Raw genomic sequence first — 16018 nt, 5'->3', positions numbered from 1 at the left:
TCCCCGTCCCCGTTCACGCGGTGGCGAGGATGAGGTCGGCGATCTTGCCGAGCGTGTTGTACGCCGCGGGCCGTACGTCCGAGGGCCGCGGCGGCAGCCCGTAGCGGTCCCCGACCCGTACCAGCAGCTCCGTCTGCTTGACCGAGTCGACGCCCAACTCGGCTTCCAGGTCGGTGCCTTCCTCGAAGACCTCGGCCGGATACTCCAGCGCCTGCGCGTACACCCCGGCCAACTCCCTTACCAGCGCGCCCCGGTCGCGCTCCGGTGCGCTCGGCGGCGGGGCGGGCGGCATGGCGGCGGGGGTAGCGGCGGGCGCGGCGACGGTGCTGGCGGCGGGCGCGGCCGGGGGCGCGGCGACGGGTGCCGCGGCGGTGTGGTCGGCGTAGGCGCGGCGGACGAACTCCCGTACCTCGCCGCCCCGTCCGGCCCAGAAGGCGGCGAACTCCGCCGCCGGCACCTCCGCGAGCAGCGCGCCGTGCAGCGGGTCGCCCGCCGCGGCCTGCGCCGCCGGGATCGCGCCCTCCGCCGCGAGCCGGTCGAGCGCCTGCCGCAGCGCCGCCGCCCCGCCGGCCTCGGGCAGCAGCGTCGGCAGGGTCAGCACCCGCGTGGGCGGCCCGGCCGGCGCGACCCGCGCGACGATGCGGCAGAGGGCGTCCAGCGCCCCGCTCTCGACGAAGACGGCCGCCTCCGCGCCGGCCCCGTCCGCGCACACCGCCCGTACCGCCTCCGCGAAGCGGACCGGGCGGGTGAGGTGGCCGGCGAGCAGGCCGGGGAGGTCGTCGGCGTCCTCGTAGCGGCGGCCCAGGATGGGCGAGTGGACGGGGGTGTGCAGCGGGCCCTGCCGGATGTCGCGGATGCGCGCGGCGAACTTCTCGGCGGCCGGCCCGAGCAGCGGGCTGTGGAAGGCGTACGGCGACTTCAGCCGCGCGAAGTCGATCCGCAGCACGGACGCCAACTGCCTTACGGTGTCCAGGGTTTCGGCGCGGCCGGACAGCACCGTCTGGGCGGCGTGGTTCTCGGCCGCGACGCCGGTGAGCGGGTCGCCGACGACGTCGAGGAGCTGCCGGGCGCGCTCCGGGCCGGTGCCGAGCGCCGCCATGTAGGCGTCGCCGAGGCCGGCCTCGCGCAGCGCGAGGCTGCGGTGGCAGACGATCCGCGCGCCCTCGGCGGGGGTGAAGGCGCCCGCGGCGACGAGCGCGGCGATCTCGCCGAGGCTGTGGCCGACGAGCACGTCCGGCCGCAGTCCGCGGGCGCGCAGCACCCCGTAGGTGGCGACGGAGACGGTGTAGAGGGCGAGCTGGAGCGCTTCGGGCGCTTCCCTGAGCCATTGGTCCGGCTCGGGCGTGCGGGGCGCGAGGAGCGGCGCCACGGCCGCGTCGCCGAGCAGCGGGCGGGCCGCGTCGGCGATGCCGGCGAGGACCGGCGCGACCTCGGGGAAACCCTCCCGCAGGTCGGCAAGCGCCCGGCCGTAATACGCGCCCTGTCCCGGGAAGAGAACGGTGGTGGATGTTTTGGGCATGGTGCTGACGTCCCCCGAACTTTGTTTTTCCCGCGCCCGGCATTATTCGCGGGGCGCGTACAGAAATGCATGGCCAATGGAAGCGTTTCGCGTGCGCGGGGCTTCATAAGGCGCAGGGCGGCACCGCAGGGCGGCGCCCTGTTACGCCTGGGTGAATCCCGCGGTCACGGCGCGGAAAGCGGCGGAAGCCGGTCGGGGCGTTGTCGTCCGCCAGGGGCGTGGGCCGATGCCGTAGGCCGGTGGCGTGGGCCGGTGGCGTGGGCGTACGCCGGCTCGCGTGGCGGCCTCGCCGGGCGCGCGGCGTACGAAAAGGGCCCTGGACGTGCTCCGTTGCACTCCCGAGGAGGCCGGCGCGAGGCGCGCCGGTACGTTCAGCCGCGGCCCCTCGCGGGGCGGGGCGGCCGTCTGCCGCCGGACGGATCCCCGGCGGAGGGTTTTCCGGCGCAGGGCATTCCGGCGGACGGTTTTCCGCGCAATGGCGGCGCGGCCCGACGACACGTCGGACGACGCGTCGGGCCCGCGCCGGGGCAGCCGGCAGGCGTTGCCGTATTCACGTTCACTTTCCCCCGTATCGCTGTGTGCCGGAGTCGGCACAACGGCTCATACGCGTTCAGCCTAGAAAGCCGTGTCCGAAAAAGTCAAGGCGGTCCGGGAATTGACCGCTGCAACCCAGGAAACCCGAAGTGAACAACCCTTAGGTTTTTACGATGGTATTTTTACCGCCAGCGCTCATTCCCGGCGCCGCGACCGCCCACCGAGCCGCGACCGCCCCGCCGCGGTGACCGCCCCGCCCCGCCTCGCCCCGCCTCGCCCGTCCCGCCCGGCGCGGCACTTTCCCGTCACCTCGGGATGGCACCATGCGCGCGTGACGCGCAGACCCACCGCCCCGCCGCCGGCCCCCGTGCCCGCCCCGGCCCTCACCCGCCGCCTCGGCCTCCTCGACGCCGTCGTCGTCGGCCTCGGCGCGATGATCGGGGCCGGCGTCTTCGGCGCGTTCGGGCCGGCCGCCGGGGCCGCGGGCAGCGAACTGCTCGGGGCGCTGGGCCTGGCCGCGGTCGTGGCGTACTGCAACGCCACGTCCTCCGCGCGGCTCGCCGCCCGGCACCCGGAGTCGGGCGGCACGTACGTCTACGGGCGCGAACGCCTCGGCCCCTTCTGGGGCTACCTCGCCGGCTGGAGCTTCGTCGCCGGCAAGACGGCGTCGTGCGCGGCGATGGCGCTGACCGTCGGCCACTACGCGTGGCCCGGCCAGGCCCGGGCGACCGCCGTCGCCGCGGTCGTGGCGCTCACCACCGTCAACTGCCTGGGCGTGCGCAAGGCCGCGTGGCTCACCCGCCTCATCGTCGCCGTCACGCTCGCCGTGCTCGCCGCGTGCGTCGTGGCGGGCCTGGGCGGCGGGCACGCCCACGCCTCGCGGCTGGCCTGGGACGGCGCCGGCGTCTCCCCGCGCGGCTTCCTCCAGGCCGCGGGCCTGCTCTTCTTCGCCTTCGCCGGTTACGCCCGCATAGCCACGCTCGGCGAGGAGGTCCGCGACCCGGCCCGTACGATCCCGCGCGCGATCCCCCTCGCGCTGGCCGTCACGCTCGGGGTGTACGCGGCCGTCGCCGGCACGCTGCTGGCCGTGCTGGGCCCGGACGCGCTGGCGCACTCCGCCGCGCCGCTGGCCGACGCCGTACGGGCCGGGGGTGCGCCGGGGCTGGTGCCGGTCGCGCGCGCCGGAGCCGCCGTCGCCGCGCTGGGCTCGCTGCTGGCGCTGCTGCTCGGGGTGTCCCGCACGGCGCTGGCCATGGCCCGCGACCGGCACCTCCCGCACGCGCTGGCGGCGCTGTCCGGCGCCGGGGGCGCACCGCTGCGCGCCGAGCTCGCCGTCGGCGCCCTCGCGACGGTGCTGGCCGCCACGACCGACCTGCGCGGCGCGATCGGCTTCTCCTCCTTCGGCGTGCTGCTCTACTACGCCGTCGCCAACGCCAGCGCCCTGCGCCTCTCCCCCGCCGAACGCCGCCCGCCACTGCCCGTACCGCTCGTCGGCCTCGCCGGCTGCGCGACCCTCGCCCTGAGCCTCCCGCCCGCCTCCGTCCTCGCGGGCCTGGCCGCCACGGCGACGGGCGCCGCCCTCTACCCACTCAGGCGGGCAACACCGCGGTGAGGTCGACCTCGACGAGCTGACCGGCGAACCCGAGCCGCGCCACACCGAGCAGGGTGCTCGCGGTGGTGAAGGCGGGCGCGAGGCGCGAGTCACCGGCCCGCCAGATACCCGGTCCGCCCCGCCGCCACGACGGTGATGTGGTGGTAGCCGGGCGTGGGGTGCAGCGCGCACCGTTTTCCCGCGCTCATTGGTCCCCTGCGTGGCTCACGCAAAAGCTCGGCACATTGCTCAGTGCACGGCCTCGGCTCGGCACATTGCTCAGCGCATCGTCGTGATCATCCCGGCGTCGATCGTGACGTCCGCGCCGGTGATGTTGGCCGCGCGGTCGCTGGCCAGGAAGGTGATGAGGTCGGCGACCTGGGTGGGAGTGCTGAAGCGGCCGAGGGGGGTGGTGTCGACGGCGCCGGCGGAGATGGCCTCGGGGGGCTTGCCGGTGGCGTGGGCCATGGTCTTGGCCATGCCGCTCTCGCCGAGCCAGAGGTCGGTCTCGACCGGGCCGGGGCTGACGGAGACGACGCGGATGCCGCGCGGGCCCAGCTCCTTCGACAGGCCCTTGGCGAGGTTCGTCAGGGCCGCCTTGATCACGGAGTAGTCGAGGACCAGCGGGTCGGGGAGGAAGGCGTTGACCGAGCCCACCATGACGATGACGCCGCCGCCCTTGGCGGCCATGGGCGGGACGGCCTCGCGGGTGGTGCGGACGGCCGTCATGAAGCCGAGGTCCCAGGTGGCGGTCCAGTGCGCGTCGCTGATGCTGGTGAAGCCGTCCGGGCGCGGGGTGACGCCGCCGACGTTGTTGACCAGGATGTCGGGCCCGCCGCGCTGCACCGCCGCCGCCACCAGGGCCGCCGGGCCGGCGGGCGTACTGAGGTCGCCCTGCACGAAGGTCGCCCGGCCCGCGTCCACCAGCTCCCGGAGCCCGTCGCTGAGGGAGCGCGATCCGGCGACGACATGCGCCCCGCAGTCCGTGAGGGCGCGGGTGACGGCCAGGCCGATGCCCTTGCTGGCGCCGGTCACGACGGCGGTCCTGCCGCGCATGTCGGTGTCCATCGCTGCCCCGCATCCTGTCGTCGCCGGCCGCCTCGCTGCTGCTCGGCCTAGCGTCAACCTAGCGCCGGGCGGGCGGGTCCGCGCGGGGAGGCGGGCAGGTGGCGGTGCCCGCATACGGCAGCGTTCCGGGCCGCCACGTTGCCGTATGCGGGACAAGCGGGCGCGGGGCAAGGATGGCACGATGGCGGTCGTGAGCAGGGCGGGGAGCGCCGCCCAGGGGGCTCGGGGGTTCGGACACCGGGGGGGTTCGCCGTGCGGGTGGAGCAGCAGGAGCTGTGTTTCCGGGGGCGGGACCGCTACCGCCCGTCATGGCGGCGGCCGGCCGTGGCGGCCCTCGTGCTGGCCTTGGAGGGCGGCCTCTCCCTCGCCCGTTTCGGCCTCGCGGGCGCCGGCTGGTTGCTGGGCGCCACGGTCCTCGTCGGCGGCGCGTGCCTCGTCTCGTCCCGGCGCAGCCGCACGGAGGTCGGGCCCGCGGGCATCACCATCTGCTGGGGCTTCGGCCGGGGCCGCACCCACCCGTGGGACCGGATCCGCTGGATCGACATGCGCGAGACGAAGACCCGGCAGGGCACGTACGAGGCGGTCCGCATCACCCTCGCGGACGGCCGCCGCCGCTCCCTGCCGGTGCTCCAGCGCACCGCCCTCCACCCCAACCCCGACCTCGACGCGAACTACGCGCGCGTCCTGCGCTGGTGGGAGGCGAGCACCGCCCCCTCCGCCCGCTTCCGTCCCCCGGTCAGGCTCCACCAGCGCCTTTCCCCCACGGCGGTGGGCTTCGTCCTGGGCATCGTCATCACCTTCGCGATCGTCGCGATCGCCCTCGTCACCCAGTAGCCACGTTCCGGAAGCCGCCAGGGCACACATTGGCCGCACCACGGCATTCCGCATGGACAGCAGCACGACCTTCGAAGTAGTTTCAAAGTCATGACGACCCTCCCTGCTGTCGAAGCGAACTTCTCCGAGCTGATCAACAGACCCAAAGACACCGTCGCCCGCATGCAGAGCAGCCTTCGCCGAGGTATCCGACTGCACCGCAGGGACGACGAGGATCTCTATCTGACTACTGCCGCACGCGCGGAAGAAGCCGTGCAAGTGGTGGACTCGACGACGCGCATGTTCGTCGCCCTCATGAAGCATGATCCCGGCGCCGTGCAAATCCTCACCGAGGTGTTCCCCGACGCCTTCCCGTGGGTCAGGTTCCTCCCGGAGCGGGAGGTGAGGACGTTCCTCGTCGAATTCATCGAGACGGCGCGGGCCAGTACGGACCTCGGCACGGTGAGTCCGATCGCGCAGCTCATCACGGAGTGGCGCCACACCGCCGAGGCGTACGCCGACCCCGACCTGCACAGGGCGCTCAGCGCCGACCACGGTGACGCCGACCACGGCGCCGTCCCCATGCCGGAGGTGGCCGGCGAGTGAGCCTCGGCAAAGGCGATCCCGTACCGCCGCCGCCCGGCAAAGGCGAGTACGAGGTGAAGTTCGCGTCCCGAGCTGCCGCCGTCGGGTGGCAGGACCTGTGCAGGCAGGCGCCGGGCAACACACTCGACGCCTGGATCCAGATGCGAACCTGCCCCGCCCCGGTCGTGCCGACCTCACGCCACCACCGGATGAAAGGTGACCTGGCCACGGGGACGCGGAACGGCAAGTCCTACCCCCAGTGGCAGATCGAGGTCACCGGCGGAGGCCGGATCTGGTACCTCTTCGACGAGAACGCCACTACCTGCTGGCTGGTTCACGCCGGAACCGGTCACCCCCGGCAGACCGACTGAGCCCGCCCGAGCAGCGCGGCCCGCGCTCGGGGCACGCTCCGGCAGCGGGGCGTGGCCTCCGGGAGATCAACGTCGGCGGAGGCCGTCGAGGAGGAGGGTGTAGAGGCGGGGGGCGATCCGGGGGGCGTCGGGGTGGTGGCGGAGGGCGAGGGCGAGGCCGGCGAGGGCGAGGGAGAGGTCGGCGGGGTCGAGGGGGGTGCGGAGGTGGCCGGCGCGCTGGCCGGCGTCCACGAGGAGGCGGAGGGCGTCCTGGAGGCGGGCGCGCGTGTCGGTGCGCAGGGACGCGTCGGCGGTGAGGACGGCGTGCAGGCTCTCGGCCATGCCGTCCTTCGTGGCCATGTAGTCCAGGAAGAGCAGGACCCACTCGCGGAGGGCGTCGAGAGGCGCGTGCCGTTGCAGCAGTTCGGCCGCGGCGTCGCACAGCCGCTGCGTCTCCGTGCGGTACACCGCGTCGGCGAGCGCCTCGCGGGTGGGGAAGTGCCGGTAGAGCGTGCCGATGCCGACGCCGGCCTGCTGTGCGATGTCCTTGAGCGTCGCGTCCGCGCCCTCGCGCGCGAATGCCTCGGCGGCGGCGGACACGATGCGCTCGCGGTTCTTGCGTGCGTCGGCGCGCAGCCGCTCCGGCTCGCCGGGGGGTGACGTCACGGTGGCCTCCGTGTCGGAAGTTGCTTTCCGGAGCTGGCTCCGCTTACCGTGGACGTAACGGAGCCTCCTCCGGATAGCCTAGCAACCCCTCCGCCGGAAGGACCGACCACCATGGACACCCCCCGTATCACCACCCCCTTCGGCGCCGCCTCCACCGCCGCGGACGTCGTCGCCGGCGTCGATCTCAGCGGCCGGCGGGCCGTCGTCACCGGCGCGACCTCGGGCATCGGGCGGGAGACCGCCCGCGCGCTCGCCTCGGCCGGCGCGGAGGTGACGCTGGCCGTACGGAACGCGGAGGCCGGCGAGGAAGCGGCGCGGGAGATCAGTGCCGCGACCGGCAACCCGGACGTGCTGGTCGCGCCGCTGGAGCTCGCCGACCGCCGCTCGGTGCGGGCGTTCGTCAGTGCCTGGCAGGGGCCGCTGCACATCCTGGTGAACAACGCCGGCATCATGGCCACGCCCGAACTGCGCACGGCCGAGGGCTGGGAGATGCAGTTCGCCACCAACCACCTGGGCCACTTCGGCCTCACGACCGGCCTGCACGACGCCCTCGCCGCGGCCGGCCGCGCACGGGTCGTGAACGTCAGCTCGGTCGGGCACGTCAACGGCGAGGTGCTGTTCGACGACCCCGTGTTCGCCCGCCACCCGTACGACCCGTGGGCCGCGTACAGCCAGTCCAAGACGGCGAACGTGCTCTTCGCGGTCGGGATCGCCCGCCGCTGGGCGGCCGACGGGATCACCGGCAACGCGCTGAACCCGGGGCGTATCGCCAGTACGGGCCTGTCCCGCTCCGCGGACCCGGCGGCGCTGCCCCCGCAGTCCTTCGACCCGGCCGGCACGACCGGGGTCTCCGTCAAGGACGTCCCGCAGGGCGCCGCGACGTCCGTGCTGCTCGCGGCGTCGCCGCTGGTCGAGGGCGTGACCGGCAGGTACTTCGAGGACTGCCAGGAGGCGGGCCCCTTCACCCCCGGCGTACGGCGCGGCGTCGCGGCGTACGCGCTCGACCCGGCCAAGGCGGACCGCCTCTGGCAGCTGTCGGAGGAGCTGCTGGCCGCGCCGCTGCCGTAGGCGTGCTTTTCGTCGCGCCGGTGGGCGGGCGGGTTCGCGGCTCAACGGGTCGTGTACGCGCCGCCGTTGACGTGGATGGTCTGGCCGGTGATGTGGCGGGCGCCGGGGGAGGCGAGGAAGTACGCGGTGGCGGCGATGTCGTCGGCCGTGCCGGGGCGTTGGGTGTGGGTCTCGGCGACGAGTGCTTCGTGGCGGGCGGCGGGGAGGGTGCCGCCGAAGAAGTTGGTGCCGGCGGTGTAGCCGGCGGAAATGACGTTGCAGGTCACGCCGTTCGGGCCGAGGTCGGCGGACAGGGCGGCGTTCCAGGCGGCCAGCGCGGCCTTCGCGGCGCCGTACGAGCCGCCGCGGCGCTCCGCGCCGATGGAGCCGATGCTGATGACGGCGGCGGTGGGAGTGAGGGCGTCGCGCAGGGCGGTGGTGGTCAGCACGGCGGTGAGCAGGTTCTGCGCGAGGCTGGTGGTCCACTGCGCGAGCAGCGCCTCCAGCGGGGCGAGGCCGCCGGGGGCGTCGCCGGGGAGGCCGCCGGCGGCGTTGACCAGGACGTCCACGGTGGGCAGTTGCACGGCGAGGGCGGCGACCTGGGCGGGGTCGGTGGCGTCGCAGACGATGCCGTGGACGCCGAGTTCCTTGGCGGTGCGCTCGACGGTGGCCTGGTGGCGGCCGGTGACGTACACCTGCGGTGGGCCGGCGGGGGCGTCAGCGGAGGCGCCCGCGGGGGTGCCCGCGGGGTGGGCCTCGGCGGCGAAGAGCGCGGCGATGGCGCGGCCGATGCCGCTGGTGCCTCCGGTGACGAGCACGCTGCGGGACACGGTGACTCCTGTTCGGCGGTGCGCTGGTACGGTCTGCGTTCGGACGTTGCGATGTTTAGACCTAAACATAACGCAGACCTGCGCATGCCGCACAGCACCCCGGGAGCCGCACCGTGCCCGACCCGACGACGCAAGAGCCCGCCCCCGAGGACCCGCGGCCCGGCACCGCGGCCCCCGCGCACTCCGCCGCGGACATCGCCGCCGCGTGGCAGCGGGAGCGGCCGGGCACGCCCACCGACTCCATCGAGGTCGTCACGCCCATCTGGTGGCTCGGCAAGCTCTTCGCGGACGACCGGGCCCGTGTGCTGCGCGAGGCGGGCATCGACGCGGCGACGCTCGACCTGCTCTCGGTGCTGCGCCGCTCGGGCCCGCCGTACGCCCTGAGCACCCGCGAACTCGCCCGCCGCACCCTGGTGACGGCGGGCGCGATCTCGCAGCGCGTGGCCCGCGCCGAACGCGACGACCTGGTCCACCGCAGCGGCTCCCCCGCCGGGGGCCGCACCGTCCTGGTGACCCTCACGCCGGCCGGTCACGCCCTCATCGAGCGCTCCGTCGACGCGGTCCTCGGCCGCGAGGCCACCCTCGTCGCCGGCCTCACCCCCACCGAACGCACCACCCTCACCACCCTGTTGGCCAAACTCACGACCGACGTCCGCCACCGCACCCAGCCATGACCCGCCCCCCGCCGCCTCACGCCCCCAGGTGCGCGAGCCCGCCTGGCACGGCGTACGGCCGCTCGACCGGCAGGAGTTCACGCGCGGCGGCCGACTCGCCCGCGCGGACGTGTGCGTGGACCGCCCGGGCGAGGCCGGTGACGTCGCTGATCGAGACGAGCCATTCGTCGGCGTAACGGCTGGACGCCTCGGCCGCCAGGCCGAGTTGGAGCGAGCGATACGGCAACGGCCGCAGGTGCAGGTCGCGTTCGGGGTCCCACTGCACACGCGCGGGCGCCCGCCTGAGGCTACGGCTCCACGCGGCGCGGTCGGGGTGCAGCCCGCGCTCGTACGCCGACAGGCACGCGTGCGCGAGAGCCCACTCGAAGCCCTCCCGGGTGATCTCGACGGCCAGCACGGTCTCCTGGCCCTCCTTCGTGCCCCACCCGCAGCGGTACATCATCCACAGGAACGACGGCTTGATCCACGTCAAGCCTCGTTCGTAGTCCTTTTCAACTCACCTTTCGCTCTCCCAGCGGGTCCAGAACGTCACGTCGCTGCTCGTCGCCACGGCGAGGGTGCGCCCGGAGGGAGAGAAGCCGACGGCTCGGAGTTCGGAGTACGTGGAGTGGAAGATGTGCCACCACGTCCCGCCGTGCGAGCCTCCGTGCGCAAACCCGCCGCCGCAGGACAGGAGTACGCGGTCGTGCGGCCAATCGGGACTGGCGACTTCTACGCTCCAGCCGTCGCCGGTGCCGGTGTGCAGCCCTCCGCCGAAGAGCCCCGCGATGCGCACTCTGGTACCCGTCACCGGACCCAAGCCCGGGCAGGACAGATCGTCGACCGCCTCGGGAGTGCTGTCGTCAGGGTCTGGGTCGCGGTCCCGGGCGATCTTCTCGCCGGTGAGCGCGTCGAAGAGGCCGTGACCGTCCTGGGAGACGACCATCACCAGGTCATGGCCGTTGTCGGGGTGCACGGCGAAACCGATCCCGAGGAGCCCACCGATGGGGATGCGGCGCTCGGAGACGAGCTTCCACGGCGGTGGAGTGGCAACCTGCGGGGCGTCCAGAAGCCGGTTACGCAATGCCTGCTGGTAAGCGGACAGGTGCGCCATACGCCCTGTCGACGCATCCGGCACAGCTTCTTCGGGTCTTCTCGTCACCAGTCCATGATCCGTGTCCCCTCTCGAAGGTGTCCGCGGGGCCCACACATCCCGATCGATGCCGCTTCGACCCGCCCGCGCTCCGTAGCCCCTTGCGTGAGCCGACTATCGTCGTTTCGGGCGCGTGCACGGGTGGCCTGTGCTCGCGCGGCGGTAGGGCGAGCACGATTGGGGAACGCGGACAGCCATGGCGTCTGACTCTGACCTCGGTTCGGGTGCGGGATTCACGTCGGCTGTCGCGGCGCGGGTGATGGCCTCCGCCTGCCGGATGGTGGGCCTGGACGACGAGGGTGCAGAGCAGCTGCGCTTCGACGAAAACGCCCTGTACCGGCTCGCGACCGCACCGGTCGTGGTCCGGGTGGCTCGGGGGCCGGCGTACCTGCCGTCTACGCGGCGTGAGGTGGCTGTGTCGCGCTGGCTGGCGGACGAGGGCTTCCCCGCTGTCCGGACCGTGGACGACATCGAGCAGCCGCTGACGGTCGACGGGCACCCGGTGACCTTCTGGCGCCTGATCGAGGACGCCGGGCGGCCGGCGACGTACGGCGAACTGGGCGCCGTTCTGCGGGACCTGCACTCCCTGACGCCTCCCTCTCACCTCGGGCTGCCGCACTTCGACGCGTTCGGGCGTGCTGACCGCCGTATCGAACTCGTCGGAAGGAGTGTCGGACGATGACCGGGTGTTACTGCGCAAGCGGCGGCAGGAACTGGCGGACCGGCTGGCGGGCCTCGAATTCGACTCTCGTAGGGGGCCCGTGCACGGGGACGCCCACACCGACAACCTGATGGTGGACCGGCAGGGAAGGCCGCACCTGATCGACCTGGAGAACTTCTGTCTCGACCACCCGGAGTGGGACCTGGTGGTGTCCGCTCACGAGTACGACCGGTTGGGATGGTTGAACGGTGACGAGTACGCCGCGTTCGTCGACGGATACGGCCGGGGCCTGCGTGACTGGCCCGGCTTCGGCGTCCTGGCCGCCGTCCAAGAGTTCAAGATGACCACCTGGCTCATGCAGAACATCGCGGAGGGACCGCACATAGCCGAGGAGGTCCGAACCCGGCTCGCATCACTCCGGGACGACGAAGCACCGCGGCACTGGCAGCCGTACTGACCGCGAGTAGGCAGTTCGTGCCCTCGGCGAAGTCATCGCTCGGAGCGGTTGCCCAGGAAGTGGTGGAGTGCGACCCGCCCCAGCAGAGTCGAAGGGTTCACTCCCGAGACAGCCGTACTCACGAGTTCGACGCCCGGCTCGGACCACTCTTCGCCCAGGACCACTCCGCTCAGGACGCCGTAGAGCATCGTCGCGTCGAACTCAGGAGAGATCGAGCGGTAGATCTTGCGCTTCGTCTCGACCACCGCCGACGCTATCCGCCACCCACCATCGCAGGGAGCGAAATTCGCCGCGTAGATCTCGCGTCCCGTCCAGCTCCGGAAAGCGCAGACCGTTCGATCCTCCGTCACGACGTGCCACTTCTCGTCCATGTCTGCAGCCCCGTACCCGAGTCGGATCCGCTCCCAGTCCTGCTCCGTCCACACGCGCGTCGGCAACAACGTCATCGCCTTGGGCTTCGTGATGGGCCGCAGAGGTGGGAGGAACGACTCACGGGTCAACGGCTCCGAGGACATGCTCTGATCGTACGTACGAGCGAGCGCTGAAGGATGGGGAACGGCAGAGCAGCTGCTCAAGAGTCGCTCTACTCCTCCAACTCAGCGCGTGCAGCAACCACCCTCTCGTTGAGCGCTCTGACCATCGGTGCGGAGGAGTACGCACTGATCTCGCGCCGGAAGTCCTCGACGTAGCGGACGAAGCGCGCTGACTGCAACGACTCCCCTGCGTCGACCGCAAGGGTCGCCGTGGCGACGGCGTTCTCAAGGTCGCCATTGAGGAACTGGCCCTGCGCCAGGACCATTCGGCAGAACCCGAGCGTGCGGGCGTGCTGGGGGTCGGTCTGGGCTACTGCCTGCTCGGCGAACCTAAGCGCCTCGCTGGGCAGCTTGAGGTCTCGGAAGCAGTGGGAGAACTCGCCGATGATCTCGGCTTCGTCGATGTACGCGAGGCAGTCGGGGTCTTGGGCGGTGCCGGCTCCCGGATTCGGTGTGATCCACCGCGTCACTGACGGACACCCCTGCCGGCCGAGGCGCGCACCGCTCGTCGATGTGACCACGGGCGACCGCTCGCCTGCCACGTCGCCCACTTCGACGCCGATCCCCGGGCGGGGCAGCCGCTGTGCGCCGGCTGCTACGACTACGCCGGTCACGTCCTGTGGCACGCACACGCCGGACGCCTGTGGAAGGCGTTCACCAACAATCTGTACCACCACCTCGCCTCCCGGACCGGCCAGAGCCGGACGGTCCTCCGGCGGTCGGTGCGCGTCTCCTACGCCAAGGTCGCGGAGTACCAGCGACGAGCGGCTGTCCACATCCACGCCGTCATGCGCCTCGACGGAGCCACGGGAGCGGACGGCGCACCGCCTGACTGGGCGGATGCCCAGCTTCTGATCGATGCCGTACCGACTGCTGCCGCAGCCGTCCGTCTGGCTGCGCCGTGTCACCGTGGCGCTACGTGGGCTCCGGCCACACTGCCGGTGCTGCTTTTCTCGCTGCGGGCGTCGCCGAGGAGCTGGCGCTGAACCGCGAGGCTGCCCGCGAGGAGCGGCTCGGGGTGGGCCCCTGACTGCGCAGGATCACAACGCGGAAGGCGCCCGGCACCTGGAACGCGTGTGCAGCAGGTTCTGTACCAAGATCAGCCAGCTGCCGCGCGACGGCTGGCCCGGCTCCTGGACAACAAGCTCGGAGGGACGACCGGGTAGGCCCAGGGCCGTCCATTCCAAACATCTCTGGGACACCGGGAGGAAGGTTGGGGCGTCCTGATCTTGAAAATCTGACGACGGCGATGTGACCTGCGGATACTGTGCGGATGTGATTCTTGCTGAGGCCGAAATTCGGGAGTTGCTGGCACCCGCCGGACTCTGCCTGGTCGAGTCGATCGAAGGAGAAGTCGACCTGCCGCAGCTGCCGCCTTACCACTCACCGGCGAGTGCCGGACCGGAGCACGGACGCTTTGACTCTCGCAAGGACGAGATCGCTGACGTGCAGGCTCCGGACATGGCCGACAAAATCAACGCGAGCTGGTACCGGATGGCCACTGAATTCGGCCTCTTCGACGGCAACCGCGAGTTCCTGCTCGGTGTCAGCGGTGTACGTCTCGGAGGGGACCCGGATGATGAACCTTCCACTCTGTGGTTCCGAGTAAGGCTGCTTGCCGACTGGGACTTGGTTCGAAGTGAGGTGGACCTGTTGCGAAGTGGGTTTGCGACGCTCTTCACTGACCGCTTTGTCCCGGAGTTCACCATGGCGTCCCTGGACGGTTGCATGATGCTGAACACCACGGTCTGGGGCAGCGGCACCGTCAGTACCATCGTCATCCGTCCTGAGCCCCTGCCCCTCTGACTCAGGACCAGCGCACTACGGCCGTCAGGTCCAGATCGGGTTCTGCTCTATGCCGATCCTGCCGTGGTCGAACCGGCGGCCCCGCTTCGTGGTCTCCTTGATCCTCACGGCGGCGAACAGGAACCGCAGCACCGCGTTCATGCGCTCGAAGTTCTCGGCGTCCTTCAGAGCTGCCCAGCTCGCGCGGGCGTCGGGGCCGGCGAGTCCGTCCAGGACTCCACGGTCGGGCGGACGATCATCTTCTGCTGGAGGGCCTGGATGCGCGCCTCGACGGTTTTGCGCATCTCGCGGTACTCCCGCGTCGTCAGCTCCTGGCTCTGCCACATGCCCTTGAGTTCGTCGAGTTCCTGCCTGTCGGCGTCGATGGCGGCCTGGTCCTCCGCCGACAGCGAGGACGGGGCGGGCACCTCCGTCAGATCCAGGTGTTCCAGCAGGTAGAGGGCGGCCTCGGTGACGAACTCGTCCACGGGGGCGGCTTTGACTGCGCGGTTGCAGCGGGGCACGTGGAGCCGGTGGGTGTTGGTTGCAGATGTACTTCGTCGTGGCCCGGTAGCCACGTCGGGCCTTGGCCTCAAGCCACGTGCCGCGGTCGATGATCGGCGGCCACTCGCCGTCTCCGATCTCCTCGCCGCGGAAGACGCGGATGCCCGTCATCCGGTCCCGCCGCCAGACCGCCGGGAAACGGCCCTCACGCGCCGCCGGGACCCCGATCTCCGGCGCGTACGCCTGGTAGACGGTGACGGTGGAGTCCGTGAAGGCCGCGCGGACACGGTGTTTCGGCTCTGCCATATGCCAAGCCTGGGCGCGGGTCCGCCCCGGGCGCCAGCGGTTTTGGCCCGGCCCTGCGCCGGCCTGTCTGGTCGCGCGGGGGGTGGACGGGCCGGGGGAGGCGCGGGTTGTCTTTCGGCGGGGGTTGGCGTTCTGATCCGGGTCAGTCCCACCAGAAGGACCACACCTCGGAGTTGAGCACCTGGTCGGCCGCGTGGGCGCTCAGCGTCTCGGCGTCGTCCTGGACGATCGTGTCGGAGGAGAACGCGAAGTGCTCGGCCGCGACGTGTTCGGCTTCGGCGGGGGTGCGGGGTGGGGCGGCGACGGAGAGGGTCACCCGGTCGTGGGCCAGGCCGATGACGCGGGTGCCGAAGCGCTGCTCCCAGGAACGGAGGACGGTGACGAGGTCCGGGAGGCCGAACAGCAGGTGGCCGCGGAGGTGGTCGGTCAGGCCGTGGGCGTCGAGCAGGGCCGGGACGTCCGCCGCGCGGTGCGGGCGGTCCAGGAGGTGGCCGCGCGGGGCCAGGTCGATCACCTCGCCGCCCAACTCCTCTTCGTCCTCGTCCTCTTCGTCCTCGAAGTCGTCGTCCCCGTCGTCCGCCGCCCACTGCTCCGCCAGCACCCGCGCCGCCACCTCGTCCGCGTCCGGCGGCGGGACGGCCGGGGCGGGGGCGAGGCCCGGCCAGCCGGCGGTGAAGGGGGCGACGGTCTCGGCGTACGGTGGCGGGTCGAAATACGCCCGGGCCGCCGCCAGGGCCGGCGACGCCGGGTCGTCCTCGCGCGTCGCCTCCGCCGCGTAGGCCGCCCACTGCTCGCGCAGCACCTCCTCCGCCGTACGCTCCCCCATCGCCTTCCCCCTTCGCCCGCGCTCCGTGAGCCCTCACGCTAAGGGCTGCCTCCGACAACCGCGGGATCTGGCCCATGCGGGTGAGGTGCGGGCCGCGGGAGCCGTCCGGTGCCGGACAAAGCGGACAGCTGGTCCTA

The 16018-nt window shown here is 72.4% G+C and carries 18 protein-coding genes and 3 pseudogenes; 10 read left to right on the top strand and 11 right to left on the bottom strand.

Features of this window, described 5'->3' with window-relative positions:
* Positions 1–13: 13 nt before the first annotated feature.
* Positions 14–1519 carry an acyltransferase domain-containing protein gene (locus HCN08_RS08555; protein ID WP_167982288.1) on the bottom strand — a complete coding sequence of 502 codons (1506 nt, stop codon included), beginning with the start codon at positions 1517–1519 and terminating at the stop codon, positions 14–16.
* 865 nt (positions 1520–2384) lie between these two features.
* Between HCN08_RS08555 and HCN08_RS08550 the strand changes: the two genes are divergently transcribed.
* Positions 2385–3665 (top strand): APC family permease, encoded by a 1281-nt coding sequence (locus tag HCN08_RS08550; protein WP_322974320.1) that lies wholly within the window; start codon positions 2385–2387, stop codon positions 3663–3665.
* On the opposite strand, the pseudogene HCN08_RS08545 reads toward HCN08_RS08550, so the two are convergent.
* Positions 3643–3853, bottom strand: a pseudogene (locus HCN08_RS08545) (hypothetical protein). The gene HCN08_RS08550 and the pseudogene HCN08_RS08545 overlap by 23 nt on opposite strands.
* 70 nt (positions 3854–3923) lie before the next feature.
* On the bottom strand, positions 3924–4712 hold the full coding sequence (locus HCN08_RS08540) for an SDR family oxidoreductase (RefSeq protein WP_167982287.1): 789 nt from the start codon (positions 4710–4712) through the stop codon (positions 3924–3926).
* Positions 4713–4964: 252 nt separating this feature from the next.
* Here HCN08_RS08540 and HCN08_RS08535 point away from each other — a divergent pair, with 252 nt between their 5' ends.
* The 3 genes from HCN08_RS08535 (at position 4965) to HCN08_RS08525 (ending at position 6481) form a co-directional block, all read left to right on the top strand.
* Positions 4965–5546: a PH domain-containing protein gene (locus tag HCN08_RS08535; protein ID WP_167982286.1), complete on the top strand. Its 582-nt coding sequence runs from the start codon at positions 4965–4967 to the stop codon at positions 5544–5546.
* 90 nt (positions 5547–5636) lie between these two features.
* Entirely contained in the window at positions 5637–6131 is a 495-nt protein-coding gene (locus HCN08_RS08530) for a hypothetical protein (protein WP_167982285.1), read from the top strand.
* Positions 6128–6481: a hypothetical protein gene (locus HCN08_RS08525; protein ID WP_167982284.1), complete on the top strand. Its 354-nt coding sequence runs from the start codon at positions 6128–6130 to the stop codon at positions 6479–6481. The genes HCN08_RS08530 and HCN08_RS08525 overlap by 4 nt, the downstream gene beginning before the upstream one ends.
* Positions 6482–6547: 66 nt before the next feature.
* On the opposite strand, the gene HCN08_RS08520 is transcribed toward HCN08_RS08525, so the two are convergent.
* Positions 6548–7126 carry a TetR/AcrR family transcriptional regulator gene (locus HCN08_RS08520; RefSeq protein WP_322974319.1) on the bottom strand — a complete coding sequence of 193 codons (579 nt, stop codon included), beginning with the start codon at positions 7124–7126 and terminating at the stop codon, positions 6548–6550.
* Positions 7127–7237: 111 nt separating this feature from the next.
* Between HCN08_RS08520 and HCN08_RS08515 the strand changes: the two genes are divergently transcribed.
* Positions 7238–8194, top strand: coding sequence for an SDR family NAD(P)-dependent oxidoreductase (locus HCN08_RS08515; protein WP_167982283.1), 957 nt, complete (start codon positions 7238–7240; stop codon positions 8192–8194).
* Positions 8195–8235: 41 nt separating this feature from the next.
* Here HCN08_RS08515 and HCN08_RS08510 read toward each other — a convergent pair whose 3' ends face one another.
* Complete coding sequence (locus tag HCN08_RS08510; protein ID WP_167982282.1) at positions 8236–9003, bottom strand: SDR family NAD(P)-dependent oxidoreductase; 768 nt, start codon at positions 9001–9003, stop codon at positions 8236–8238.
* A gap of 113 nt (positions 9004–9116) precedes the next feature.
* Here HCN08_RS08510 and HCN08_RS08505 point away from each other — a divergent pair, with 113 nt between their 5' ends.
* Positions 9117–9677 carry a MarR family winged helix-turn-helix transcriptional regulator gene (locus tag HCN08_RS08505; protein WP_167982281.1) on the top strand — a complete coding sequence of 187 codons (561 nt, stop codon included), beginning with the start codon at positions 9117–9119 and terminating at the stop codon, positions 9675–9677.
* Between the two features lie 16 nt (positions 9678–9693).
* On the opposite strand, the pseudogene HCN08_RS08500 reads toward HCN08_RS08505, so the two are convergent.
* Positions 9694–10149 (bottom strand): annotated as a pseudogene (locus HCN08_RS08500) (DUF4291 domain-containing protein); the annotation flags it as partial.
* Between the two features lie 24 nt (positions 10150–10173).
* Entirely contained in the window at positions 10174–10770 is a 597-nt protein-coding gene (locus HCN08_RS08495; RefSeq protein ID WP_167982346.1) for a hypothetical protein, read from the bottom strand.
* Positions 10771–11005: 235 nt separating this feature from the next.
* On the opposite strand from HCN08_RS08495, the gene HCN08_RS36490 reads away from it, so the two are divergent.
* The gene (locus HCN08_RS36490) at positions 11006–11491 is read left to right on the top strand and encodes a phosphotransferase (protein WP_322974318.1); all 486 of its coding nucleotides are present in this window, start codon (positions 11006–11008) and stop codon (positions 11489–11491) included.
* Between the two features lie 4 nt (positions 11492–11495).
* Positions 11496–11927 (top strand): phosphotransferase family protein, encoded by a 432-nt coding sequence (locus tag HCN08_RS36485; protein WP_322974317.1) that lies wholly within the window; start codon positions 11496–11498, stop codon positions 11925–11927.
* A 32-nt stretch (positions 11928–11959) separates the two neighbouring features.
* On the opposite strand, the gene HCN08_RS08485 is transcribed toward HCN08_RS36485, so the two are convergent.
* The gene (locus HCN08_RS08485; RefSeq protein ID WP_167982279.1) at positions 11960–12442 is read right to left on the bottom strand and encodes a hypothetical protein; all 483 of its coding nucleotides are present in this window, start codon (positions 12440–12442) and stop codon (positions 11960–11962) included.
* Between the two features lie 500 nt (positions 12443–12942).
* On the opposite strand from HCN08_RS08485, the gene HCN08_RS36480 reads away from it, so the two are divergent.
* Positions 12943–13446, top strand: a complete 504-nt coding sequence (locus tag HCN08_RS36480) for a replication initiator (RefSeq protein ID WP_322974327.1) — start codon at positions 12943–12945, stop codon at positions 13444–13446.
* Positions 13447–13735: 289 nt separating this feature from the next.
* On the top strand, positions 13736–14266 hold the full coding sequence (locus HCN08_RS08475) for a hypothetical protein (protein ID WP_167982277.1): 531 nt from the start codon (positions 13736–13738) through the stop codon (positions 14264–14266).
* 164 nt (positions 14267–14430) lie between these two features.
* Here the strand turns inward: HCN08_RS08475 and HCN08_RS08470 are convergent, their stop codons facing one another.
* The 3 genes and pseudogenes from HCN08_RS08470 to HCN08_RS34750 all read right to left on the bottom strand — a co-directional run bounded on the left by HCN08_RS08470 (position 14431) and on the right by HCN08_RS34750 (position 15881).
* Complete coding sequence (locus HCN08_RS08470; RefSeq protein WP_167982083.1) at positions 14431–14733, bottom strand: hypothetical protein; 303 nt, start codon at positions 14731–14733, stop codon at positions 14431–14433.
* A 174-nt stretch (positions 14734–14907) separates the two neighbouring features.
* Positions 14908–15055 (bottom strand): annotated as a pseudogene (locus tag HCN08_RS36885) (DUF4291 family protein); the annotation flags it as partial.
* Positions 15056–15197: 142 nt separating this feature from the next.
* Complete coding sequence (locus HCN08_RS34750) at positions 15198–15881, bottom strand: DUF4253 domain-containing protein (RefSeq protein ID WP_206318522.1); 684 nt, start codon at positions 15879–15881, stop codon at positions 15198–15200.
* Between the last annotated feature and the right edge of the window lie 137 nt (positions 15882–16018).

This window comes from Actinacidiphila epipremni (assembly GCF_012034175.1).
Classification (GTDB): domain Bacteria; phylum Actinomycetota; class Actinomycetes; order Streptomycetales; family Streptomycetaceae; genus Actinacidiphila; species Actinacidiphila epipremni.
The sequence above is the reverse complement of the archived record's forward strand: the minus strand, read 5'-3'. Positions and strand labels throughout refer to the sequence as shown.

Excerpts from the sequence above, each read along its gene's own strand:
- HCN08_RS08555 (WP_167982288.1), bottom strand. The coding sequence starts at position 1,519 with ATGCCCAAAACATCCACCACCGTTCTCTTCCCGGGACAGGGCGCGTAT.
- HCN08_RS08540 (WP_167982287.1), bottom strand. The coding sequence starts at position 4,712 with ATGGACACCGACATGCGCGGCAGGACCGCCGTCGTGACCGGCGCCAGC.
- HCN08_RS08530 (WP_167982285.1), top strand. The coding sequence starts at position 5,637 with ATGACGACCCTCCCTGCTGTCGAAGCGAACTTCTCCGAGCTGATCAAC.
- HCN08_RS08515 (WP_167982283.1), top strand. The coding sequence starts at position 7,238 with ATGGACACCCCCCGTATCACCACCCCCTTCGGCGCCGCCTCCACCGCC.
- HCN08_RS08495 (WP_167982346.1), bottom strand. The coding sequence starts at position 10,770 with ATGGCGCACCTGTCCGCTTACCAGCAGGCATTGCGTAACCGGCTTCTG.
- HCN08_RS36490 (WP_322974318.1), top strand. The coding sequence starts at position 11,006 with ATGGCGTCTGACTCTGACCTCGGTTCGGGTGCGGGATTCACGTCGGCT.
- HCN08_RS08485 (WP_167982279.1), bottom strand. The coding sequence starts at position 12,442 with ATGTCCTCGGAGCCGTTGACCCGTGAGTCGTTCCTCCCACCTCTGCGG.
- HCN08_RS34750 (WP_206318522.1), bottom strand. The coding sequence starts at position 15,881 with ATGGGGGAGCGTACGGCGGAGGAGGTGCTGCGCGAGCAGTGGGCGGCC.